Origin of the sequence: Mesorhizobium sp. M0184 (assembly GCF_040322215.1) — a bacterium.
Lineage (GTDB): Bacteria > Pseudomonadota > Alphaproteobacteria > Rhizobiales > Rhizobiaceae > Mesorhizobium.
Genome location: NZ_JAMYSZ010000039.1, coordinates 25,966 through 48,324 on the forward strand (window position 1 = coordinate 25,966; position 22,359 = coordinate 48,324).

Annotated in this window: 18 protein-coding genes and 1 pseudogene; 11 read left to right on the plus strand and 8 right to left on the minus strand. The window is 58.3% G+C overall.

Annotation, left to right across the window (positions count from 1 at the left end):
- Window positions 1-88: 88 nt before the first annotated feature.
- Window positions 89-1,618 (minus strand): pyridoxal phosphate-dependent decarboxylase family protein, encoded by a 1,530-nt coding sequence (locus NKJ23_RS30170; RefSeq protein ID WP_352684285.1) that lies wholly within the window; start codon window positions 1,616-1,618, stop codon window positions 89-91.
- Between the two features lie 25 nt (window positions 1,619-1,643).
- Entirely contained in the window at window positions 1,644-2,729 is a 1,086-nt protein-coding gene (locus NKJ23_RS30175; protein WP_023678947.1) for a PLP-dependent cysteine synthase family protein, read from the minus strand.
- Between the two features lie 201 nt (window positions 2,730-2,930).
- Here NKJ23_RS30175 and NKJ23_RS30180 point away from each other — a divergent pair, with 201 nt between their 5' ends.
- Window positions 2,931-4,973, plus strand: a complete 2,043-nt coding sequence (locus tag NKJ23_RS30180; RefSeq protein WP_352684287.1) for a transcriptional regulator — start codon at window positions 2,931-2,933, stop codon at window positions 4,971-4,973.
- Between the two features lie 122 nt (window positions 4,974-5,095).
- Here the strand turns inward: NKJ23_RS30180 and NKJ23_RS30185 are convergent, their stop codons facing one another.
- From NKJ23_RS30185 to NKJ23_RS30195, 3 genes and pseudogenes are all read right to left on the minus strand, one after another.
- The gene (locus NKJ23_RS30185) at window positions 5,096-5,425 is read right to left on the minus strand and encodes a hypothetical protein (RefSeq protein ID WP_352636097.1); all 330 of its coding nucleotides are present in this window, start codon (window positions 5,423-5,425) and stop codon (window positions 5,096-5,098) included.
- A gap of 25 nt (window positions 5,426-5,450) precedes the next feature.
- Window positions 5,451-6,129 (minus strand): annotated as a pseudogene (locus NKJ23_RS30190) (L,D-transpeptidase).
- Between the two features lie 11 nt (window positions 6,130-6,140).
- Window positions 6,141-7,112: an ABC transporter substrate-binding protein gene (locus NKJ23_RS30195; protein WP_352636101.1), complete on the minus strand. Its 972-nt coding sequence runs from the start codon at window positions 7,110-7,112 to the stop codon at window positions 6,141-6,143.
- Between the two features lie 888 nt (window positions 7,113-8,000).
- Between NKJ23_RS30195 and NKJ23_RS30200 the strand changes: the two genes are divergently transcribed.
- The 7 genes from NKJ23_RS30200 to NKJ23_RS30230 all read left to right on the plus strand — a co-directional run bounded on the left by NKJ23_RS30200 (window position 8,001) and on the right by NKJ23_RS30230 (window position 13,919).
- The gene (locus NKJ23_RS30200; RefSeq protein WP_352683974.1) at window positions 8,001-8,390 is read left to right on the plus strand and encodes a hypothetical protein; all 390 of its coding nucleotides are present in this window, start codon (window positions 8,001-8,003) and stop codon (window positions 8,388-8,390) included.
- A 37-nt stretch (window positions 8,391-8,427) separates the two neighbouring features.
- Entirely contained in the window at window positions 8,428-8,868 is a 441-nt protein-coding gene (locus tag NKJ23_RS30205) for a hypothetical protein (protein WP_031212356.1), read from the plus strand.
- A gap of 113 nt (window positions 8,869-8,981) precedes the next feature.
- Window positions 8,982-9,977: a PDZ domain-containing protein gene (locus NKJ23_RS30210; RefSeq protein ID WP_352684288.1), complete on the plus strand. Its 996-nt coding sequence runs from the start codon at window positions 8,982-8,984 to the stop codon at window positions 9,975-9,977.
- A gap of 37 nt (window positions 9,978-10,014) precedes the next feature.
- The gene (locus tag NKJ23_RS30215; protein WP_352684290.1) at window positions 10,015-12,327 is read left to right on the plus strand and encodes a lysozyme inhibitor LprI family protein; all 2,313 of its coding nucleotides are present in this window, start codon (window positions 10,015-10,017) and stop codon (window positions 12,325-12,327) included.
- Between the two features lie 105 nt (window positions 12,328-12,432).
- Window positions 12,433-12,840: a lysozyme inhibitor LprI family protein gene (locus NKJ23_RS30220; protein ID WP_352684292.1), complete on the plus strand. Its 408-nt coding sequence runs from the start codon at window positions 12,433-12,435 to the stop codon at window positions 12,838-12,840.
- 204 nt (window positions 12,841-13,044) lie between these two features.
- On the plus strand, window positions 13,045-13,458 hold the full coding sequence (locus NKJ23_RS30225; RefSeq protein ID WP_352684293.1) for a hypothetical protein: 414 nt from the start codon (window positions 13,045-13,047) through the stop codon (window positions 13,456-13,458).
- Window positions 13,459-13,481: 23 nt separating this feature from the next.
- Window positions 13,482-13,919: a DUF4087 domain-containing protein gene (locus tag NKJ23_RS30230; RefSeq protein WP_352684295.1), complete on the plus strand. Its 438-nt coding sequence runs from the start codon at window positions 13,482-13,484 to the stop codon at window positions 13,917-13,919.
- 293 nt (window positions 13,920-14,212) lie between these two features.
- Here NKJ23_RS30230 and NKJ23_RS30235 read toward each other — a convergent pair whose 3' ends face one another.
- From NKJ23_RS30235 to NKJ23_RS30245, 3 genes are read right to left on the minus strand one after another with little or no spacing between them, the layout of a single operon-like run.
- Complete coding sequence (locus NKJ23_RS30235) at window positions 14,213-14,776, minus strand: hypothetical protein (protein WP_352684297.1); 564 nt, start codon at window positions 14,774-14,776, stop codon at window positions 14,213-14,215.
- A gap of 5 nt (window positions 14,777-14,781) precedes the next feature.
- Window positions 14,782-15,555, minus strand: a complete 774-nt coding sequence (locus tag NKJ23_RS30240) for an abortive infection family protein (protein WP_352684299.1) — start codon at window positions 15,553-15,555, stop codon at window positions 14,782-14,784.
- A gap of 12 nt (window positions 15,556-15,567) precedes the next feature.
- Window positions 15,568-16,128 carry a hypothetical protein gene (locus tag NKJ23_RS30245; RefSeq protein WP_352684302.1) on the minus strand — a complete coding sequence of 187 codons (561 nt, stop codon included), beginning with the start codon at window positions 16,126-16,128 and terminating at the stop codon, window positions 15,568-15,570.
- Between the two features lie 603 nt (window positions 16,129-16,731).
- Here NKJ23_RS30245 and NKJ23_RS30250 point away from each other — a divergent pair.
- The 3 genes from NKJ23_RS30250 (at window position 16,732) to NKJ23_RS30260 (ending at window position 21,991) form a co-directional block, all read left to right on the plus strand.
- Window positions 16,732-20,088, plus strand: coding sequence for a hypothetical protein (locus NKJ23_RS30250; protein ID WP_352684304.1), 3,357 nt, complete (start codon window positions 16,732-16,734; stop codon window positions 20,086-20,088).
- A gap of 521 nt (window positions 20,089-20,609) precedes the next feature.
- Window positions 20,610-21,356: a hypothetical protein gene (locus NKJ23_RS30255; protein WP_352684306.1), complete on the plus strand. Its 747-nt coding sequence runs from the start codon at window positions 20,610-20,612 to the stop codon at window positions 21,354-21,356.
- A 44-nt stretch (window positions 21,357-21,400) separates the two neighbouring features.
- On the plus strand, window positions 21,401-21,991 hold the full coding sequence (locus tag NKJ23_RS30260) for a hypothetical protein (protein ID WP_352684308.1): 591 nt from the start codon (window positions 21,401-21,403) through the stop codon (window positions 21,989-21,991).
- The last annotated feature ends 368 nt before the right edge of the window (window positions 21,992-22,359 follow it).

Sequence of the window (22,359 nt, forward strand, 5' to 3'; positions counted from 1 at the left end):
CCTTGTGGGAGAAGGTGGATTGGCGCGCAGCGCCAAGACGGTTGAGGGGTGCGGACGGAGTGCCGTCAGTATCAAGCTGGAACACCCCTCATCCGGCCGCTTCGCGTCCACCTTCTCCCACAAGGGGAGAAGGAAGAGCCACGCCAGGCCTTGAAATCTCCAGTCCAAGCCGCACCGTCTCCCGCACCAGCAGGTCCAGATCGTCGCGCCGGGTGCGGTGGTTGTTGATCGCCACCCTGAGGCAATGCTGGCCATGCACCGTCGTGTCGGAAATGGCGGCGATGCCTTCTTCCTGCAGCCTCAGCATGATCTCGGTATTGAGCGCTTTCAGGCGCTCCCCGCCCAGTCCGTCCGCGCGGTAGCGAAAGCAGACGATGTTGATGCTCACCGGCGCTACCAGTTCGAGTGCCGGTTCGGCCGCGATCAGCGCGCCGAGATAATGCCCTTGCGCGATGTTCTGGTCGATCAGCCGGCCGAACTTTTCGATGCCGTGCTCTCGCAACGCCATCCACACCTTCAGAGCGCGAAAGCCGCGCGTCGTCTGCAGGCCGTAATCGTGCAGCCATTGGCCGGAGGCCAGGCCGCGCGGCGTCGATTCCAGATATTCCGGCGTCACCGCGAACGTGCCGCGATGCACGGAGGCATCCCGGATCAGCGCGCAGCCGACCTCGAATGGCGCGTGCAGCCATTTATGCGGATCGAGCGCGATCGAGTGGGCGTGCTCGATGCCGGCAACGCGATGCGAATTGTCCGGCGCAATCGCAAGCAAGGCACCGATGCAGCCATCGACGTGAAACCACAGATCCTCTTTTGCCGCCAGGTCAGCCAGCGCTTGCAGATCGTCGATTGCGCCGGTGTTCACCGTGCCGGCCGTACCGATTACGCAGGCCGGCTTGAAGCCGGCGTTGCGGTCCTCGGCGATCGCCGCCCGCAACGCAACGATGTCGATCCGCAGCCCGGCATCGCTCGGGATGCGACGCAGCGCCCGGTTGCCGAGGCCGAGCACTTCCATCGCCTTGCGGTGACAGGAGTGAAGCTGGTCGGAGCCGTAGAAACGCAGCGGCTTGTCGATGCCGGCAACGCCGTGCTCGCGTATGTCGATGCCGGCCTTGGCGTTGCGCGCCACGGTCAGCCCGATGATGTTGGCCATCGAGCCGCCGCTGACCAGCGTGCCGCTGGCCGATTGCGGAAAGCCCAGCATCTGCTTCAGCCAATCGACGACCTGGCCGTCCATCAAGGCGGCGGCGTGGTTGCCGCCGCCGAGGTTGGAGCCCTGGATCGCCGCCAGGAAATCACCGAGCGCCCCGGTGAAATTGCTCGACCCCATGTACCAGGCCCAGAAGCGCGGATGGATATTGCCCATTGGATAGGCCATCAGCTTCTTGACAACGTCGCCATAGACATCGGCCAGCGGCGTTGGCGATTGCGGCAGGGACGCGGTGAAGAACTCCCTCACATCTCCAGGCATCTCCTGCCACACCGGCCGCTCTCTGACATCGCGCAGGTAGGCGACGGCATCGTCGACGACCCGATGCGACAGGACCTGCACATCTCCCCAGTCCGAGGGGTCAAGCGTTTCCTCGGCGGTCGTGGCGGGCAATCCAGACGGCGTGTCCATGCAGGTCGCTCCCGATATGCCGCCGTCACGCCGGAAACTGGCAGCCGGGCGTCGACTGCGAAAGCGCAGTCTCCTCGGCGTCCATCTCCGCCTCGATGCCGTCGAACAGCGGTGTCGTCATGTAGCGTTCGCCAGTATCGGGCAGCATGCACAGGATCACCGAGCCGGGCGCCGCCTTTTCCGCGATCTGCCGCGCCACCGCGAAGGTCGCTCCGCCGGAGATGCCGGTGAAAATCCCTTCCTTCTGCGCCAGCGCCTTGGCCCATTTCATGCCCTCGGGCCCGGCAATCGGCACCACCTCGTCATAGAGGCTTGCGTCTATCGCCTCCTGCAGCACGTCCGGAATGAAGTCGGGCGTCCAGCCCTGGATCGGATGCGGCTCGAACGCCGGATGGCTGGCGGCAGGCGCGCCGCCGGTGCCGCGCTGCTGCGGCTTGCCGCTGCCGATAAGCTGCGCATTGGCCGGTTCGGCGAGCACGATCCGGGTCTCCGGCCGCTCGCGGCGCAGCACGCGTCCGACGCCGGCGACGGTGCCGCCCGTGCCGTAGCCGGTGACGAAGCAGTCGAGCCGCGAGCCGGCGAAATCGTTGATGATCTCGCGCGCCGTCGTCGCTTCGTGAATGGCGGCGTTGGCCTTGGTTTCGAACTGGCGGGCCAGGAACCAGCCATTGGCTTCGGCGAGCTCCACCGCCTTCTTGTACATGCCGAAACCCTTCTGGGCGCGCGGCGTCAGCACCACCTTGGCGCCCAGCATGCGCATCAGCTTGCGGCGTTCGATGGAAAAACTGTCGGCCATCGTCACCACCAGCGGATAGCCCTTCTGGGCGCAGACCATGGCAAGGCCGATGCCGGTGTTGCCGCTGGTCGCCTCGACCACGGTCTGGCCAGGCTTTAGAGCGCCGCTGAGCTCGCCTTCCTCGATGATGTTGAGCGCCAGCCGGTCCTTCACCGAGGCGGCGGGATTGAAGAACTCGGCCTTCACATAGATCGTGGCATGGTCCGGTCCGAGATTATTGATGCGGATCACCGGCGTATCGCCGACCGTGTCGAGAATGCTGTCGAACAGACGGCCGCGCCCGGCGGTGGTTCTGATTTTCTGTTGATGCAACATGTCGATCTCCTCGCCTTGTCGTTGTCTCTTGTCGTCACGGGCCGGTTACAGACCGGTGGCTTGGGCGGCGAGGTTTCGAGACCTTGCCGCGCTACATTTGCCTCCGGCAATGCCAGCATCCGGAGCGGGAATTCGTTGCCGGATGCACCGTGTCGCGTTTGGTGATAAAACAAAGGCCGACTGGCCAGCGTGGGAGCAGGCGTGGAAACGCTCGTGGAATCCGCCCGATCGAGCCTCCACGGCGAGGTGGCCGGCTTTTCCGTGCGTCTGCTCGGACCGCTGACGATCGCACGCAACGGCATCATCATCCAGCTCCCAAAATCGCGCAAGCTGTGTGCGCTGCTCGCCTATCTGGCGCTGGCGCCGCATCCGGTCGGCCGCAGCCGCCTCTGCGAGCTTTTGTGGGATGTGCCGAACGACCCGCGCGGCGAGCTTCGCTGGTGCCTGAGCAAGCTTAGAGGCATCCTCGATGAACCGCATCATCGCAGGGTCGAGACACCAGGCGACACGATCGCGCTTGATCTGAGAGGTGCTTCCGTCGACGCTGTCGACATAGCCTCGGCCGCCGCCAAGGGCGTTGAGACGCTCGGTCTAGAGCGGCTGCAGGCTCTTTCCGGAATGTTCGCCGGCGACTTTCTCGATGGGCTGGAGATCGACCGCAGCCCGCATTTCAACAGCTGGCTGATCGCCCAGCGCCGCCGCTTCGGCTCTTGGCACGCCGCAATCCTGGAACATCTCGTCAACAAGCTTCCGGTGGATGCCGACAGATTGTCTTCGCATCTGGACAAATGGCTGGAACTCGCTCCGTTCGACGGGCGCGCGCATGTGGCTCTTCTGAAAGGGCTGGCGCAGCGCGGCCAGTTTGACGCCTGCGAGGAACATCTCGCTTCCGCAGCGCAGCTGTTTGCTTCGGAGGATCTGGATTTCGGACCCGTTCGTGAGGCATGGCGCACGATCCGCAACGAACGACCTGCCGCTACGCTCTGGGCGCGACCGTCACTCGTACCCGCGGCCCCTCACGCGTCAATTGTGCTTCCCAATTCCGACACTGCTGCATCGCAGAAGGCTTCGCTTGCGGTGATGCCGTTTGCCGAAGAGACGGCTGACGGCGGCCCACGCGGAGGCATCGCCGATGGCCTGACCCACGATATCATCACCCGCCTGGCCAAGCTCAGGGATTTCTTCGTCATCGCGCGCGGTTCGGTGTTTGCGCTCGCCGAAAAAAACATTGGGCCGGAGGATGCCGGCCGTCGGCTCAATGTCGATTATGTCGCCACCGGCACGGTACGCAGCCAGGCCGGCCGCGTCACCGTCGCGGTCGAGCTGGTCGAAGTGCGCACGGCCAGGATCGTCTGGGCCGAGACGTTCGAGCGCAAGCCGAACGACATCTTTGCCGTGCTCGACGACATCGGCAACAGCATCGTCTCGTCGATCTCGGCCGAGATCGAGACGGTCGAGCGCAACCGCGCCATGTTGAAGGCGCCCAATTCGCTCAACGCCTGGGAAGCCTACCACCGCGGTCTCTGGCACATGTATCGCTTCACCCGCGCGGAAAACGAGCAGGCCCGGCATTTCTTCGACATAGCCTTGAAGCTCGATCCGACGTTCGCCCGCGCCTATGCCGGCCTCTCCTTCACCCATTGGCAAAATGCCTTCCAGCGCTGGGGCGACCGCGATCACGAAAGCGCCCTGGCCTTCGAGGCAGCCGGCCAGAGCCTGCTCGTCGACGATCACAATCCGGCCGCTCACTGGGCCATGGGGCGGGCGCTGTGGCTGCGCGGCGAGCAGGACGGCTCCCTCATCGAGCTGGAACGCGCCGTAGACCTCAGCCCGAATTTCGCGCTCGGCCACTATGCGTTATCTTTCGTCCATTCGCAGTCCGGCGACCCGCAGGCTGCGATCGGCTCATCCGACCATTCCAGGCATCTGAGCCCCTTCGATCCGCTGCTGTTCGGTATGTTGGGCGCCAGGGCGATGTCGCATGTCCGGCTCGGCCAGTTCGACGAAGCCGCCGAATGGGCGCTGAAGGCAGCCGCGCGTCCCAACGCCCACGCCATCATCCTGGCGATTGCTGCGCATTGCCTTGCTCTGGCGGGGCGGCTGGACGAGGCACGAAGTTTCGCCGCCGCGCTGCGCAAGACGCTGCCGAATTACTGCGCCGATGATTTCATCGGCACCTTCCGCTTCGAGCCGGCCGCCGAGGCCCTGTTCCGGCAAGGCGCTAAGCGGATCGGGCTGCGGTGAGGCAGGCGCGCGGTTTGCCAGGCTCTCCAAACCGCTCATCGCGGCTGGCCGCCCCAAACATCGTCATGTCTGCAGCCAGGGCGCATCGTCAGGTTGGTTGCGAATTCGTCGACCAGAGCGGATCAGACGGGCTCAACCGATTTGACGTTGCCGTCGGTATCCACGAGGCAGCTTGTCTTCTTGCCACTGGCATCGAGTTCGACCTGATAGGTCTTGGAATCGAGCTTGCTCGATGAAACCGGAAGTATCTTCGTGCTGTCGACATCGCTTGCCTTGGCGACCGCATTGGCGCAAAGCAGTTGAAGGTCCGCCGGGGCAGTCTCGACCTTGGTCCTGGACATCTGGTCCTGAGGAGGCGGCGGCGGCGCGCTGACGCAAGCGCTAACGGCTCCAGCCAGGAATCCGATTGCCGTCACCAGGATCGAAGTTCTCACTGCATCTTTTGCCGACATTGCTTGTCCCTCTCCGAATGCCGCTTCACACACCCTTGTAAAGTGCCGCCCCCTGCATGAGAACGATAACCTTGGCTCCAACCTTGACGCGGGACGCGAGATCGACGATGTCGTCGTTCCTCATACGGATGCACCCCGATGACACGTCGAGCCCGATAGTCCAAGGCTCCGGGGTGCCGTGTATCCGGTAAATCGTGTCCTGGTCGCGCTCATAGAGATAGAGCGCCCTTGCGCCGAGCGGGTTGTCGGGCCCTCCCTCCATGCCTCCGGCGTATTTCACCGCCTTCGGATCGCGAGCGACCATTTCGGCCGGAGGTGTCCAGGTCGGCCACTCCGCCATGCGGCCGACGCGCACGATGCCGGCCCATCCAAACCCTTCCCGGCCCACGCCGATGCCGTAGCGCATGGCCCGCTGATCCGGCTGCACAAGATAGAGGAAGTGCTGGTTGCCATCGATGATGATCGTGCCTGGCACTTCCGCGGTGCGGAATTTGACCATCTGCGGACGAAATGCCTCGGGCACCTCATTATGCGCGGCATAGGTATTTGCGCGCCTTGGTGCGATCGTAGTCCACCCATTTGTGGCTTTTCGGGTCGAAAACCTGTGTTCCCGCAGCCAGCGCCGCCACCGCGACAAGACCGAACGCCGCGGCGACGACTGCCGTGAGGGAGCGCCGCCGGACGGTGCCGCGTTCCGCGAACATAGGATTTCCGCTCATGGATTTGCCCACCCGTGCACCCGTGCGCCTTGTGCGGCAACCCATTGTTTGGCGTATTCGTAAGGATCCTGACGCTCTACCTGGAGCGCATAACTCATCTTGGTGATTTCCTCGGGCCTCAGGTCGACCCGTTCCAGGAACGCCACCACCTTCGGATATTTATTGCGCAGCGAGGTGGCGTAGGCGATATGGAAATGTGCGGTATCCCATGATACCGGCGCGCTGGACTTCGAGACCCAGAGCGGATCTTCTGACGGCAGCACGATCTTCCACTTTGCCGGGTCGAAGGGCGGCTCGGTAAGGCGGACAATGTCGTGCAGCTCAAAGACGTAGTGCGGCGCGTAGCAGGCAAACACCATCGGATGATCCGTGGCGACGGCGGCATCGACAGCCGCCATTCCGGCATCCTCCGGCGTCTCCAGCAAGGTCATTGTCTTGGCATAGCCATAGCTGTTGGCGCGGACGCGCTCGATAGCGGTCGAGGACCAACCCTCAGCGCCGATCCACAGTTCGCCGCGTCCGTCGCCATCGGTATCCAACGCGGCCGTTTTCTTCGTATCGCTGAGATCCGAAACATCGTGAATTCCAAATTTGTCGGCTGCTTCACGCGTCGCGCAAATGCCTTGCCAGGCCGGCACTCCAATGGGGCTGATGGCCACCGTGCCGGCCCCGTCCACATACTTCTTCACCAGATTGTCCAGATTGGGCAGCCAGATTTCGGGATGAATATCCACCTCACCAGAATTGAGACCGGCAAAGGCAATAAGCGTCCCAATCTCGCGCACGTCGGCATCGAGCCCGAAATTTTCCTTCAGGCTGACCTTGAGGATATTTGCCGTCGCCTGGCCCGACGGCCAGTTCGGCATTGCAATGACGAGATCAGCCGCGTGGACCGGGATGTTTAGCGCCAGCATCGTCAATGCCGCCAGCGACACTTTCCGCAGGCACTGCCGAAATCGGTTGTGCATCTCTTCCCCCTCGCTTCGGTGCTGAAATGAACCGGGACGGGAACAATCTGTCGCGGCAAGCACCGGACCCATCTTCTGACGGGCAACTGCTGAAGCTGCGGCAGTGCGTTCGCCAAAGAGAGCGCCTTCACGTGCCGCCCCTGCACGCTACCCGATGACAATCCGACTGGGAAGATGCTCACAACGCGGCCGCGGCGCCCCACTGTGCCCCTATTTGGCACGCCGCAGCGTTGAAAAGTCGGGCAAAGGGGCGCGTTTCTTTCTGCCCTCGCGACGGTTGGCTGGGTTCGAAAAAATACCACAATAGATCGCAATTAGGGCGATCGTATAAGATGTGGTATCGTCGCACCTTTTTTGTAGAGCTGGCGCAAAATTCACAACAACATAGAATATTACTTGTACTAACTCGGCTTAATGAGACCAAAACTAAGGAAGCATTCCAGAATATTGCTGCTGATCACATTTCAGTATCTGCTAAGATAGCCCGTGCTGATTCCGAATTATTAAGCATTTGCAAAATTCAATCCTGCGATATTGGGATTTGTCCTTGTCATAGGCTGACTCGGATGCATTTCTTGGAAGCACAGCCGCGTCAGCGGATCGTTGAAACATGCTTGGGCGGACGGGGCACTAAGCATGGAGAGGAATATTGACACTCGCTAATGCGGCGGCCCCCGCTGGGAGCGTTCCCTCCCACGTAAGAGATTGCGGCAACCGTCGGCTAAGTCGTCGAATGCATCGCCCACAGCCTGGCTCTCGTTTGATGGCCGGCGAAGCTTTGCCCTCCTCCGATTGGCGCCAGCCTTCGCGGCAAAAGCGGGGATCGCCGCCTGCAATGGCCTTCCGATATGGACGATGTCCGCCGCCAGCCAGTCGGAGGAATGAATCATGAAACTCGTAATCTGTGCGGCGTTGGCCACTGCTTTGATGGCGATCGTCGGTTGTACCACCGACGACTACGATGGTTGTCGCGGAAAGGGCTGCCTGGTTGATCGGTCCTATAACGGGAGCCGGAAGATAGACGACCGGCCGCAGTTCGACAGGAACGGCAATCCCAATTTCGATACCAGGGGCCGTTACATCGGCTGCCATGGGCTCGGATGTAAAGTCGACGATCCTGATGACAGGGATCAAAGCATCGACGACAGGCCGCAGTACGACAGAGAAGGCAATCCGAACTTCGACACGCAAGGCGACTACCAAGGCTGCCGCGGCATCGGCTGCGAGGTCGATACACCGGACGATGACAGTTCATCAGACGACGACGATTCCGATTAATGGCCCCTGCAGCGAACAACGAAGAGGATAGCCACTCATGTCTGAATTGAACGGTCTCATCCGTCGACGTGTCAAAATCGTCATGGTCGGCCTTGCGGGGTTGGGAATGGCGCTGACGTCCGCTTTCGCTGCGAATAACGCCTGTGACGGTATAAAGGTCGAAGTGACGAAGGCGCGCAAGCAGGAATATGCCCCTCTCGTCGTCTCGGCGATGACCAATAAGTTCAAGCCCGCTCAGGCAAAGTTCTTCTCGATCATGGAGAGCGGCAGCTGGAGCGCCGCCTACGTCTCCACGCCGGTGAGCGACGACGGCGTGATGTTCTTCCAGACAGTCGACGGAAAGAAGCAGTTTCGCGACGTGTGGGGCGGCTATGCCGAGCCGTCGGAAAAACCTGAACTGGTATCCTGGGCGAAGAAGCTCGGAGCGCCGCAAGACCTGGCAAAGTGTTTTGCCGAGGAAGTTACGGAACGACGGTGATGATCGCTGGAAATTGCCGCTGACCGTTGGTGCAGGGGGAGAATGATTGGTGAGCGCTCCGGGGCGCCGGGGCTCTGAGATCGACTCCAATCATCAGCTGCAGGATGTGCAAAATGCAAAGTCTTCGAAAATCCAGACTGATCGTGCAGTTCGCCCGTGCATTGGCAACGTCAGTGAAAATGACGGCCGTCGTAAGCGTAACCGTCCCGCAAACGATCAATATTGCGCATGCCAGCAAATATGATCTGCCGAAACCCTACGTCTCCCGGGCTCTTAACGCGGTTTTGATACCCATCAACCACGCCTCTCGGCACCGCTACCAGATCCCGCCCAAGCTTCGCGGGGTATATGTCCTGGCTGTTGCACCCCATGGCGTTGCCGCGCGGCAAGGCATCCGACCGGGTGACGTGCTTGCCACAGTGCGGCATCAACCGATTTCGACGCCGCTTGATGTCGACAGACTCGTTTGGGCCGCCCTTGCCGCGAGTGCCACCAGTTTCCTGTTTGGCGTGAATCGCGGGACAGAAGTCGCAGATGTCGTCGAGGTCAACACCAACATCACCGTCAACAACTTCAACACCAACATCTCGGTCAACAATATCTCGCAATGGACGAGCGTCGACAATCGAGAGGAGTGGACGCAGATCGTCGATGAGTATGACGACGAGATGGAGACGGGCCTCAATGACACGAGCTATCGCGAGGACGACTCGCAGCCTGGCGACGCCAATCCGGACGCAAATGTGTCTTCTCCCGATGCTGACGACGACGATACCAGCACCGACACTGACGACAATAACCCGGCCGACGGTACCGACGACAACAGTTCCGATCAGGACGATTCGAGCGATCAGAACGACGATGAAAACTCAACAGACGGTGATGATGACAAGAACAGCACCGACACCGACGACGATAGCACGGATGACGATGCGTCGGATGACAGCACTGACAACAATGATTCCGATGATCTGGACGATTCCAGCGATCAGAATGACGATGACGACCTGTCGACAGATGGTGAAGACGAAAACAGCACCGACAGTAATGACGATGCGTCGGATGACAGTAACGACGCTGACGGATCGGACGATGACGATGCCAACTAGCGGCGACCGTGCCGGCAGTTCTAGACCGAGGACATCGATGAAAACCGCGATGCTGACCGCTGCCATCGTTCTGGCCATGCCGGCTTTCGCATTTGCCCAGGACAAGTGCAACGACGCCGCCAAGGATCAGTCCGCCCCGAACGAGTGCGCCGATGCCGCGTCCAGGAAATCCGACAAGAAGCTCAACGAGCTTTACAAGCAGATCGAAGCCCGCCTGAACGACGACGCGGATATCAGGACGCTTCTCGTTCAAGCACAGCGGGATTGGGTTAAATTTCGCGACGCAGAGTGCAGTTTCCAGACCGCAGGAGCGGCCGGAGAAAGCGCAATTCCAACGCTCATCGCGGAGTGCATGGACGGCCTGACGCAATCCCGTGTCAAAGATTTCGAGGGTTACCTGGAATGCAGGGAAGGCGATGCGAGCTGCCCCGTTCCGGCAGCGAACACATCACATGCCGTATCTGCCGTGGCCGAGGAGAACGGCCAGACCGGCCTTGCCCAGGCTGCCGACCCGATACCCATTCCATTGCAACATGTTGTTGGGCACCTCGGAACCGGCAGCGATGAAGTCATCTACCACAAACTCGGGATTGCGTTGGGCATCAATGGTGCCAAGCCTCGTCTGTTCGAATTCGACACCGGGTCGGATGAGTTCAACGCTGAGATCGATTCGAGTGTCCCTGGCGTAGAGCCGGTGCGCGGCAGCAAGCCCGAAATGTACCCCTATGGAAACGGCACCTATGGAGGTTGGGTACAACAGGCCCGGGTCGACAGCCTGTCCTATTACGATCCAGATGATCCCTCGGAGCCTGCCGCAACCTTTGACGGCGGCTTTAGCGTAGGTCGGGTGGTGGATTACGTCTTCACCAAGGATTTCGGCGACTTCGAGGATGCGAATGTGACGCAAAAGCCCGTGGGCCACCATGGCGATACGCCGGTTTATGCGGATCTTGATGCGCGCAAGAGCATGAAGAATGGCGAACCCGGTAACGAGGCGCCGTTTTACGGCGTCTTTGGAGCCGGCGATTTTATCGATAAGGGGGACCAGACCGCCGCTCCTGGCAGTCAGACGCAAAGCGGCTATGTGGTCTCCGCCAATGCAAATCTTGGAAAGAGGACGACACCGGGCTGCGCTCCCTGCCTGACGCTGAATTTGTCCCCCAGTCTGAGATCCCAGTTTACGGCCCTGATACCGTGGGGCGAACTGGATTACGAATTCCTCCAGAGACGATTCCCGCGATCAGGCGCGAATGCATCCAGTCAGTACGAAGGGTCTTACCGTTATAAAATTTCCTTTGATCATAAGGGAAAGAAGCAATCGGTTGATTTCAGTGGACCTGTTTTATTGGATACAGGAACGACAAGCTTTATTTATATTACAACAGAATCTAGTTTGAGTAAGCTTCAGTTGAGAGGATTTAATATTGCTGAATTCGGTGATGAGATAGTCGACTTCAAGTTTTTTGGATTCGATGATGGTATAAATAACCGCGAATATGATGATGTCGACATTCTCCGCCAAAGCGATGAGATGAAAGTCGGCGGTCTCATTCTCGGTCTGCCATTCTTCGAGTCCAATTCCATAATGAATGATCTGGAAAACAGGACGACCGCATATTCACCCTATTTTGTCAGCGCTGCTAACTTTACGACAGACGCGGCTGCCAAGGATCAAGTGCAGTTGAGTCGCGCGACCAGCGATGCTGGAAGCAACGGATGGCTCGGACTGGCCGGCATCGTCTCCGGCGCCGGCGACTTCACGATCGAGAAGGACGCGGACGTGCGCATGACCGGGGCCAATACTTATACCGGCACAACCCATATCGCGGCCGATGGGTATCTTACCCTGGCCGGTCCGGCCAGCATCGAGCATTCATCGCGCGTCATGGTCGACGGTGTGCTCAACCTCGACCAGAAAGGAAACCACCTGAAGCCCTGGGGAGTGGCGCACTCCATGAACGATACGGCCATTCGCACCCTTACCGGTAAAGGCGAGGTCTATCTGGGTGCGGGCAGACTGATCCTGACAGAAGCCGACGGGCAATTTGATGGAACCATCGCGAACTATGATGACGCCGGCGACAGCGGCGGCCTCGTTGTCGCCGGTGGCAAGCTGACGCTGAGCGGAAAGAACAAATATTCGGGCATGACCGAAGTGGCGGCGGGAGCGGAGTTGCACGTGACCGGCTCTTTGACCGGTGACGTTTCCGTCTCGGGACTGCTTGTCCTTGACGGGGAGGTCTCCGGCAAAGTCACGGTCAAAGAGGGCGGCAGACTGACCGGCTCAGGAAAGGTCGGCAGCGTCACGGTCGCCGAAGGTGGCAAAGCTGATCCAATGAAAACCAGATAATCAGGCCATGGGCACGGCCGACCGTGGCAATGACGGATAGCTGAAGAGAACATAGGGCGGGGCTGAGCAACTTAAGAGCTTGACTGCAACGGGAAAGGGAAATCGATGAAAATAGCGATACTGACTGCTGCCGTGGTTCTGGCTGCGCCGACATTCGCCCTTGCCAAGGACAAGTGCGCCGAGGCCAAGGATCAGGCCACCATGAACCAGTGCTTCGGTGCCGAGTTCCAGAAATCCGACAAGAAGCTCAATGAGCTTTACAAGCAGATCGAAACCCGCCTGAAGGACGATACGGATACCAAGAAGCTTTTTGTTCAGGCACAGCGGGATTGGGGCAAGTTTCGCGACGCGGAGTGCAGTTTCCAGACCGCAGGCGCGGCCGGAGGAAGCATGATGCCAATGCTCATCGCGCAGTGCATGGACGGCCTGACACAATCCCGTGTCAAAGGTTTCGAAGGCTATCTGAAATGCCAGGAAGGCGACATGAGCTGCCCTGTTCCGGCCGCGAACTGACACATGCCACAGCTGATCGGATCACGATGAAGCCGGCGGCGAGCGTGACGCCGCCGCCAGACATGAAAGGATGCGAGGGGCATCATCATTGCGTGAGAGACTTGAAGGAGGCGGATCGTGAAACCCTATAAATCGTCACTCGCAATGACGATTGCGGCATCTGTACTGTTGGCATGTGTCGTGCCGGCAACAGCCCAGGCTGACATGAGCTTCGACGTCAACGTCACGCTTTCCAAAAAGGCAGCTGCCAAGCTCGCGGCTGAAAAGGAGGGGATCGTTGTCTTCGCCTCCTATTACGGCGACCCGAAGCGGAGCGCCGCGAAGCGCGTAAACGAAATCGGCCAGATCGATCTCACGCCGCAGGACGAAGAGGTGGAGATACCGGGTACAGCGGGCCACGCCCACGTCAGCGGCGCAAAGGTCGACGCGAAGCGTCTCGACTGGCTTGCCGGGCCGGCCAAGGTCAACGTCAACGTTGCGTCGGCGCGCAAGAGCAGTCCGGACAATCTGCTCAACTGCGATTTCATCGACGGTCCACTAAGCGATGCCCAAAGGAAGCCTGTGACGCTTCATTGCGGATTGATCGAAGAAAATGTGGACACGAAGTTGAGGCCATAAGGCTTACAAAATCATGCCGCCTCGTGACCGGCGTCAACGCAGATTATCGGCGGCATTACCTGCTTTGCTCAAGGGAGGTGAAGATTCTCATGCGCCCAGTGTTCGCAATCTGTTTCTGCCTGGCCATCATGTCCTTGTCTGCCGCCGCCTATGCCGAGCGCCGTTGTGGCTGGTACTCCAGCCCGACACCCGGCAACCTCGTCCTGACCGACAGTGACGGGGATTGGTGGATCCAGATGCAGGGCCGCCCGGATCCCAAAGGCATCGACAACGTGCCGGCCTTTGACGAGCGACAATTCGTCGAGACCAATGTGCCTGGTTCGGGTCACGGCTACGGATGTGCGTGCATGAATGTCGTAACCAACGCCAAGCAACAGAAGATCACCAGGGTGATCTCGGGCCAAATCCTTCCGCTGCTGCGCTGTCGCAACGACGGATCGCTGCCTAACCCCGACGGATAATTGTTAGATATCTTGTGGATGCCATGGCTGACGGTAGGGCAGCCTAGAGCATTGGATCAAGAAAAAGCCCGGCAAACCGGGCTTTTTCTTGGGTCTCTGAAACCGCATCAATCGGCTCGAAACGGGAATTTGGTGCCCAGAAGAGGACTGGACGTACTGGGCACCACATGCATTGATTCTATTGCAGAATTTCTTCTCAACTCGTGGAAACTGTACCCGACCTTGTACCCGGGTTGCAAGGGCCGATGTCGCATTTTGAGAGCCGATAACCTCGCACGGTAAACGAGATGGTGTCAGGCGAAATGCCTGTCCCACGGCAGTTCAAAGTCTTCAACATGGTCATGTTTCCGAGAGTGCTTTGCTGCCATCGTCGATAGGACTTTTTCCAAAGCCTGCTCGGATTGGAGTAGTCGAGCCTCGCTGAACGCGTGGCGATCGTCAGGATCGAAGTGCCGCTTTTCGTTCTGGATGTGGACCCGATTTCTGAGCTTTCGGAGGTCGTGAAGCTGTTCATAGAATTCGCCGGGCTCTCCGAAGAGATCATTGGTTTGCGCCTGCGCGATGTACAGTTCGAGCTTGTCGATCCTTACCATCCCCTGCAATTTTGCGATGATGGCCTCGGCCAGATTTGCGACCCCCTCGCGCGTGTGGTTTCTCACCCTGAAATAGAAGTCATGCAGAACGGCGTCGATGATTGACACGTTCGTGATGATCATCGGCTTAAGAAGGTAGACGCGTTGCTGTGGATTACCTACTGCCCGGTAGTCATACAAGGCTTTCAAGACTTTCAGATTGAACACGATGTTGTCGCCGAGCTTGAAGTCGCCGATGAATCTGCTGGAGATCGTAAAGGGCATTGGTCTCACGCTGCATTTGGAGTTGCATGTTTCTCGACGTAGGTCTCGACGAGGAACGTTGCCACGGCACCGGCCGTGTTAACCGCCAGACTAGCGTGGCGCGGCGACGGCTTCACCGGTAGACGCCCGCCGCGACCATGGGAGTCGGACAGCCGGTTGCGGAGCGTACCGATGCCATTGACGAGGTTCATGGCTCCGCCAAGAATCGCCTTGATTGGCTCTTCGGTGTGCTGGTCCGGTGCGAGGTTTAGCGCCTTCGCTGCCATCGAATAGAGCTTCGGCAAGTCTTCCTTGTCCGTGTACGAGATCGCACATTCGTCGAGGATGCGCTTGCATACGGTCTCCAGCAACGTGCGCGCGACCGTGATAGCACCTTCCGGGTCACTGGACCGCCGCGACAGGGCTTTGTTCCAGACTACGTGGACACCCTCGGCATCAAAGGTCTCCAGCGCATCCGAGACCAGTTTGTCGCCGGGTGCTTTCCCCTTGCCTTCCAGATGATCCATGATCGGCGTGAAACCCGCGCCGATGATGACCCGGCGCTCCGCATAGGTACCAGCCTCGTATTTGATCCAGCCCCAGAACGATGACAGGTTACGATGCGTCCTGACAAAGGTCGGCAATAAGGCCTTTAGCGTGTCGTCGGCAACCAACTCCCGACGTAGGTGCTCGTAGACATCTGTCTGGCTGGAGCCGCCGGTGGCGCTCTCGATTAGGATGCTTTCCATCATCGAGACGCGCTCTATCACCGAGTCGGGCAGTTCGGATTCGTCAACCATGGCGTCGTGTCGTCACCCTGTCCGCTTCTTGTTCATATGTTCTCTCGCCTCCCGCTCCAGCTTCTTGGTCCACGACTCCAAACCTGCGACAGTGCGGTCAGGCATCTTGCCCAAAATACCCTTAGCAGCCGCTTCCGCCTGTCGGCAGAAAAGCTTTGTGCATCGTAGCGGTTGGCCCTTGCCATCTCGGAAGTCGAGACCGAGGACAAGCAGGCTGTCCACCGCTTCATCGTCGGTGGCGTCGGCCGTGTCGTACTGGTCCTCGTGATCGTAGAAGAGGTCCTCGATTTCAATCCGTTCGTCCGACCACGCAGGAAGTTGGCTGTAGCCGTCCGGCAGATTGAACAACGTGTCGTTCTCGACGATGCCGAAGGTTCTCATTGACAGATCGTTGATGCGGGAATCCAACTCCGGTGTGAAGACGCCGCGAGTTGGCGTGTAGAGCCATAGCTTGTCTTCCATTTCCTGAAATCCGGGCAGGTCCAGCATTCGGATCGGCGGAGCCAAAGTGTTCGCCGCTACCGGTTTGGTTTCGCCGGTTAGTTTATACCACTCTTCATGTCGTTTCTTCATCGGAGCCAAGTCCTCGAATCGCAATTGCGCATATTCTACATCGTGGACTGCGGAACAGATACGAAACAAACGGGAATTCCCCATTCCCCACAGGGGGTTGTGCATTGTGGGGACCGCGTCATTTTATACTTAGGTCGGGAGAGGCGGCATAGGCATCGCGACGGCAACCGTATTGGCGAGTCGTATAAATCGCAGCGATGCGCGACATAGTACCATGTGGCAGAGTGAAAGGTATATGTGAGGCTGAGATTAAGGTTTTAGATCTCATGCGACGTCGCAGAATGCGAGGTATACTTCGCGAGTAAGAATTATTACATATTTGTAACAGAGCCACCGCCGCGTTTTGCTTGACGGCTTGCGGGAATTGTGTGCAGAAGAGGGGCGGAAAAGGAAGCCGTTTCGAAAGCGGCGCGACGTGGATGGTCCCACCTGAGCCGTCGCGCCACCTTTTCCCGGACGCGGAGCGCGTCGTGCGAGACTTGAACCGCCCTGTTTTCGAACCGGTAGTCCTTTCCAAGACCTCTCCGAAAACGTGGCACCCCTTGGCAACGTGCGTAAGCGCGGTGATCCACCGTGCGCGCCTTTCGGAAAGTTAGTCGTCCTGTGTCTGAGTCCCTCCCGGCCGATGCTTCGGCCACCGATCTTCAAACCCTCTTCAAGAAAACGGTCCATGGCCGCTATGGCGTCCGGCTGGCCTTTCGCGACAAGCAGCGCGCCAATGACGCCGCCGACCGTATGTCGCCGTCCTATGTCCTGCACGGGCCGAAGGATGACCTTCACCTCGTCTATCTGGTTGCTGGTGAGGAGGGCCCTCGGCTGGATACACTTGTCGGCAAGTGGCAGAAGCTCGAAACGGCCGACGCCTTTGTCGAGTTCGACGTGATCGAGCCGGACGACGAGGAATTTCGCCTTGACGAGGAGGATGCCGCGCATCTGGTAGCCGGTGGGGACTTCGAGCCTGTGACGGTCGATAAAATCGAGGAAAAACTATTCCCGGCTGGAGAGGATGAGCTTGAGTCGAGAGCAGACGATACACATACCGACACAGTGACCACCTCAATCGAAGACGCCATTGCTGCCGGGAAGCCGTTCTTCGATGCAAAGATCACGGGCGAGTTTGTGCCCGGCGTTTTGGAACACCACTTTGTTGGTTCGAAGCTGCACAGTCAGACGGATTGGAAGGCGGAGAACGTTTTTGCAGACGTTCGCAGTCTCTATCGCCACGTCGCCGAACATAAGGTGAGTGACGATAAGAAGGGACCGGGCATCACCGCTTGCCACCTCGCGAAGGACAAGGAAACTGGGAAGCCACGTCGCAAGAAGCGCAATGTCGAGAAGAACGGGGCTTTCATGTTCGACTTCGACGGCGGGCAGACCACCGACGAAATTCTCGGCAGGTTTGAGGCATTGAATGCCACCTTCGGAGCGTATTCGTCCTACAACCATTTGAAGACCGAGGGAGTTCACAAGCTCCGGGTCATACTGCCTTTCGAGAAGCCTTTCGTTCCCGATCAATACGGAGATCGCGAGAATCGCGCCGCTGCTGTCTGGCGCTCCTCTCTGGACGCTTTCTGCGAAAAGCACGGTTTGGAACTCGACCGCAACGCACGGGACGTGACCCGCTTCATGAACAGCCCAAGGCACCCGGAAGGTGGGACGTACTTCTCCCGGCTTCACCTGGGACCGCTCTACAAGATTGAAGTCGCGCTGCCCGAGGATCGGCCGATTGCCAAGCTCGCCAAGAAGGGAGGCGTCACGCTTGCCTATGACAGCAACGGCGAGGCGTATGTTGCCGAGGGTAACGGCGTCGAATTCTTCCTCTCTTTGATCGGTGATGGTCCGGACCAGCTTGGATTCCACGACCCGATCTACCGCGTCCCCTGTTCTTATTTCTCGCCGTCGAACGAGGGACCGGACGCGGAAGCTGGTCCGATCGTGCAATGGCTTCGGTCTGCAATTGAGAAGGCGGTGAAAGGCCAAGGTCGAGCGCAGTCGGAAATCGACCGCTACGTGTCCGACGAGTACCTGTCAGCCGAGGTTGAGAACGCCCGCAAGTTCATTCGAGATCGGGTCGCGGCGAAGGAGGCGGAGGAGAAGGACGACAAGGAGCAAATGGATGCTCTTGTCGCCGACTATCGCAAGGTGGCAGAGCCGAAGAAGCTCGAAGCGATCTGCGAAGAGCTTGCCGATATCGGTAGGGCTTCGTTGACCATGCATGTCCGGGGGAAGCTGACCGAAAAGGGAGTTGGCAAGATATCCGCCGCCGCTTTCGATAATGTGATGAAGCCGGTCGAAGCTGGAGCCAAAACAAAACGTCGGGAGAAAGCCAAAGAAAAACGCAAGCAGTCAAGCGGAAAAAAGCCGATCATATACCGGAGCGATGACTTCGACGTTCAATGTCAGGCTGTCGAAGCCGGATTGAAGCTCGCCAACGAAGGGGAACCAAATCTTTTCGACACCGATGGTGTTCCAAAGCGTCTCAAGAAAGGTTCGGACGGAAATCTGACACTGGAAGAACTGTCGTTCACAAAATTCAAAAATGCCATGAATGAATCGACGATCTGCATCGACGAAGGTGGCGACGACGATAAGAAAAAGCCTAGAAAAGCATCCCTCCCGGACGACGTTTGCAGTCACATTTTTGGCGCTGCCGAATTTCCATACTTGCTTCCTTTGGACCGGATCGTTCGGACGCCTATGCACTCTCGAAACGGAAGCCTTCGGCAGGAAAATGGGTACGACCATGAAACAGGTCTCTACATTCATTTAGGCGATCTTGTCGTGCCGGATGTGCGGGATGTGCCCACTGACGAAGACATGACGAAGGCACTCGACCTGCTCCTTGGAAACGTGTTGTACGATTTTCCGTTTTCCGACGCGTTCGGTCGAGAGATGGTCGATGACAAGGAAAATCCAATTGAGGATGACGGCAAAGGTTCGCGAGCAAACGCACTCGCGGCGATCTTGCAGCCGTTCATACGTGGTCTCTATAACGGCGCGACACCGGCATATCTGGTTGATAAGCCTGCGCAGGGTACAGGGTCGGGATATGCTGTCGATACAGTTTCCGTAATCAGCACAGGACGCCGTGCGTCCCCTTTTGTCATTCCAGATCAGGAAGACGAAATGGAGAAGCGGATCGTTTCCGTGTTGATTGAGGGACGCCCCATCTTTCTTCTGGACAATGTGAAGGGCAAGATTTCATCGCCATCATTGTCTTCGTTCATTACAGCGGGTGATGCCTTTTCCGGCAGACGTTTGGGTCGATCAGAAATTCTGGAACTCAAAATTAGATGTATGGTGATTGTCACCGGCAACGGGCTGGAACTCGGCAAGGATGAGCGGCGTCGTTTCGTTCCGATTTTTATGGATGCCGGAGTTGCCTATCCCGAAGACCGTGATGCGAAGCAATTCAAGCAGCCCGAGCTTCATAGGTACATGCTCGAAAATCGGGGCGATCTTGTATGGTCTTGCCTGACGATCGTGCAGAACTGGTTCGCCAAAGGACAACCTCCCGGTTCCGTTTCCATGGCGACGTTTGAAGACTATTGCCGCGTCATGGGCGGTATCCTCGAAGCTGCGGGCAGTACGGGGTTCCTGTCGAATCTGAAACGCTTCCGTGACTCTCAGACTGATAGCGACAGCACCGATGATGCTCCCGAGTTCATGCAGAAGTTGTTTGACGAGGCGTCGAAGCGAAAGCTTCTGGAAACCGGTTTCACTGGCGATGTCGCCTACGGCATCGGTTGTCCAGGTGATCAGCCTCAGTTTGGCTGTTTCAAGATTTCCGCCCTCACGACCGATAAGGAAAGGGCGCTCAAAAAATGGCTTAGCAATGGAACAACGTTGAAGACGTATTGCCTCAAAGTGGAAGGGGCAGAAAAGATGATGCGGTTCGTCAAGGCAAAATCAGAGCCGACGACCAAGCGCGCAAGGTGGAAATTCATCCCGGTCGAGTGATCTTATCGGGGATCCTTTTGAGTCAGGTCAACGGGAGGTCGGGCGGGAGGTCAGAATCCAGCATTTCCAAGGGTTCGGGAGGTCGGGAGGTCACTTTTCAACCCGATTCCCCTGACCAAAAAAAAAATAGAATAGACTCCCGCAGTTTAACCGTCCCTCTCATTTTTCCCGACTGGCGGACTCAGGCTGGAAACTGACCTCCCGACCTCCCGAACCCGCACAAATGCTGGATTCTGACCTCCCGCCCGACCTCCCGCCTTCCCTGTCTAAATCTGAAATCTGAACTCAACCCTGAAAGCCTAAGGCTGGACCCACCGTGCGCATTCGCGTGCATTGGCACACGCCACGGCACGGCCGACCACACGGTGCGAATGCAGTCCAACGCCGGCAGCGCCAAATCCCGGTTGAGTGCAGAACCCAACCCTCGTAGCCGATCACCAAGTCTGTTGAGTGCAGAGCAATCCAAATGACAGAAGGCCCATAGCTAACTAGAATGCCCGCCCGGCGCTTGGGGAACTGTTATGATCATCGACCAGAGTCACCCCATCTCTTGGACGCGCGTCGAACGCTGGCCAGACGGCCGCAAAGTGATGCGGGACCCTGCGCTGACTAAGCCATTCCTTTATCACATGCTCGAATGGCGTTATGCGCGGATGATCTTCGAAACGAACAGGCTGCGTCTCTCGCCAGTCCGAGCGTGGCAGGACCCTTATGAGCAGTGGTGGTGCGATTGTCTGTTCAATCGTCCAGGCCCTTTGTCGGAGTTTCAACCGTACGGTTCATGTTGGACCACGGGGGCGCACGACGAACCGCGCTGGCGAATGGCAGGCTTTGGCCCCGAGAAAGTAACGCCGATTGTTCGAATCCGCGTTCGTGTGGACGCGATGGTGAACGCGGCTAAAGGCCTCATCAAGAATAACGCTGGGTCTGCCTTTCTAGGGCGCGTGCTCTATCGCGACGCACAAACGCTTGTTGATCTGGCGCGATCTGTCTCGGAAGGATCAAAGAAAGAAGTTACTCGGATGGCTGCGACGATGCTGTTGCACAAGCGCCTTGCTTTCAAGTTCGAAGAGGAGGTGCGACTCCTTTGGATGGAGAAGCAGGCTTCTGAAGAGGCCGTCTATATCAGTATCGAGACAAACACGTTTATCGACCAAGTTATGATTACACCTCACGCAACGCCCGTTGAAATCGAGAGTATCAAGCAGCAGATGAAGCCTTTCGGTGTACAGTGCCTAACGTCTGGTCTGTTGTCACCGCCTCGTTAAGGCCGCCTCGACAAGTAAAATTAGCCACCACCGGTCTAGCTGACATGAAATCAGATCCTTGGATTGCCGAGAACTCTCCGCTCTCACCCGAGCGATTACACGCCATCGGACTTATAACATTTCGATGGAACCAGTGTGAGTTCTGGCTTTTTCTACTGTTTTGCAAGGTCTCCGGTATTGACCAGAAAGACGCGTGGGCACTCGTCTACGACCTCGGCGATATCGCTATTTGCAGCCGCATCAAGGCGCTTTTGGCGAACCGTGTGTTTCACGCGGACGGTGTTGCATTGATCCTCAACGCGTTAGACGCATACGACATTAACCGGCAAAACAGAAACACCGTTGCTCATGCCTGGACGGCCGGCCAGTTCGACGGAGAATATGTACTAGCGCGTAAGAGCAAGAAAATTGACGCCATCGATCCATCAGCTTTTAAGAGTGATTTGGCCAGCCTCAGACGGGTTGCCCATGAGATAGGGCTAGTCGAGACCAATCTTTGGGTTCTTTGCTGCATCATTGAGGACAACTCAATTTCTGGACCTGTGACAGCGCCAAAGAGACTGGTCTTGCCCGAGGCTCTTTGGAAGCCGGCTCCCCAAGTTCATGCAAAGCAGAAGCGCCTGCCTCAATCGTAGCTGGCGCACACAAACTTGCTTCTCAGCGCAGACTAGGAATAATGTCCTCGGTGCGGCGATTCCCCGTTAATGGAGGTCGCCATGACAAGACACAAAAAATCCACCCGCCTCTCAGAACCCGAGATCGAACGTTTCCTTGAAGATGCTGCAAGGCTGCACAGGACGCTCACAAGGCCGTTGATATCGCCTAGCTGCGACCACTACAGGGCATTCGTAGCGCTGAACCAGACCCTGCTTAAGACGGTCGAGGAGATCACGGGTGACCGCGCACCCTTTGTTCACTGGTAAGCGCTATTTTCGCTGCACGTTGACGCGAGCGCTTTCGACGGATGGCCTTCGAATCGGGAACGGTATCTGGTCTGATCAGG

What these genes read in the sequence shown, in the direction of transcription:
- NKJ23_RS30170 (WP_352684285.1), bottom strand. Translation starts at nt 1,618, where the DNA reads ATGGACACGCCGTCTGGATTGCCCGCCACGACCGCCGAGGAAACGCTT.
- NKJ23_RS30175 (WP_023678947.1), bottom strand. Translation starts at nt 2,729, where the DNA reads ATGTTGCATCAACAGAAAATCAGAACCACCGCCGGGCGCGGCCGTCTG.
- NKJ23_RS30185 (WP_352636097.1), bottom strand. Translation starts at nt 5,425, where the DNA reads ATGTCGGCAAAAGATGCAGTGAGAACTTCGATCCTGGTGACGGCAATC.
- NKJ23_RS30195 (WP_352636101.1), bottom strand. Translation starts at nt 7,112, where the DNA reads ATGCACAACCGATTTCGGCAGTGCCTGCGGAAAGTGTCGCTGGCGGCA.
- NKJ23_RS30200 (WP_352683974.1), top strand. Translation starts at nt 8,001, where the DNA reads ATGAAACTCGTAATCTGTGCGGCGTTGGCCACTGCTTTGATGGCGATC.
- NKJ23_RS30205 (WP_031212356.1), top strand. Translation starts at nt 8,428, where the DNA reads ATGTCTGAATTGAACGGTCTCATCCGTCGACGTGTCAAAATCGTCATG.
- NKJ23_RS30210 (WP_352684288.1), top strand. Translation starts at nt 8,982, where the DNA reads ATGCAAAGTCTTCGAAAATCCAGACTGATCGTGCAGTTCGCCCGTGCA.
- NKJ23_RS30215 (WP_352684290.1), top strand. Translation starts at nt 10,015, where the DNA reads ATGAAAACCGCGATGCTGACCGCTGCCATCGTTCTGGCCATGCCGGCT.
- NKJ23_RS30220 (WP_352684292.1), top strand. Translation starts at nt 12,433, where the DNA reads ATGAAAATAGCGATACTGACTGCTGCCGTGGTTCTGGCTGCGCCGACA.
- NKJ23_RS30225 (WP_352684293.1), top strand. Translation starts at nt 13,045, where the DNA reads ATGAGCTTCGACGTCAACGTCACGCTTTCCAAAAAGGCAGCTGCCAAG.
- NKJ23_RS30235 (WP_352684297.1), bottom strand. Translation starts at nt 14,776, where the DNA reads ATGCCCTTTACGATCTCCAGCAGATTCATCGGCGACTTCAAGCTCGGC.
- NKJ23_RS30240 (WP_352684299.1), bottom strand. Translation starts at nt 15,555, where the DNA reads ATGGTTGACGAATCCGAACTGCCCGACTCGGTGATAGAGCGCGTCTCG.
- NKJ23_RS30245 (WP_352684302.1), bottom strand. Translation starts at nt 16,128, where the DNA reads ATGAAGAAACGACATGAAGAGTGGTATAAACTAACCGGCGAAACCAAA.
- NKJ23_RS30255 (WP_352684306.1), top strand. Translation starts at nt 20,610, where the DNA reads ATGATCATCGACCAGAGTCACCCCATCTCTTGGACGCGCGTCGAACGC.
- NKJ23_RS30260 (WP_352684308.1), top strand. Translation starts at nt 21,401, where the DNA reads ATGAAATCAGATCCTTGGATTGCCGAGAACTCTCCGCTCTCACCCGAG.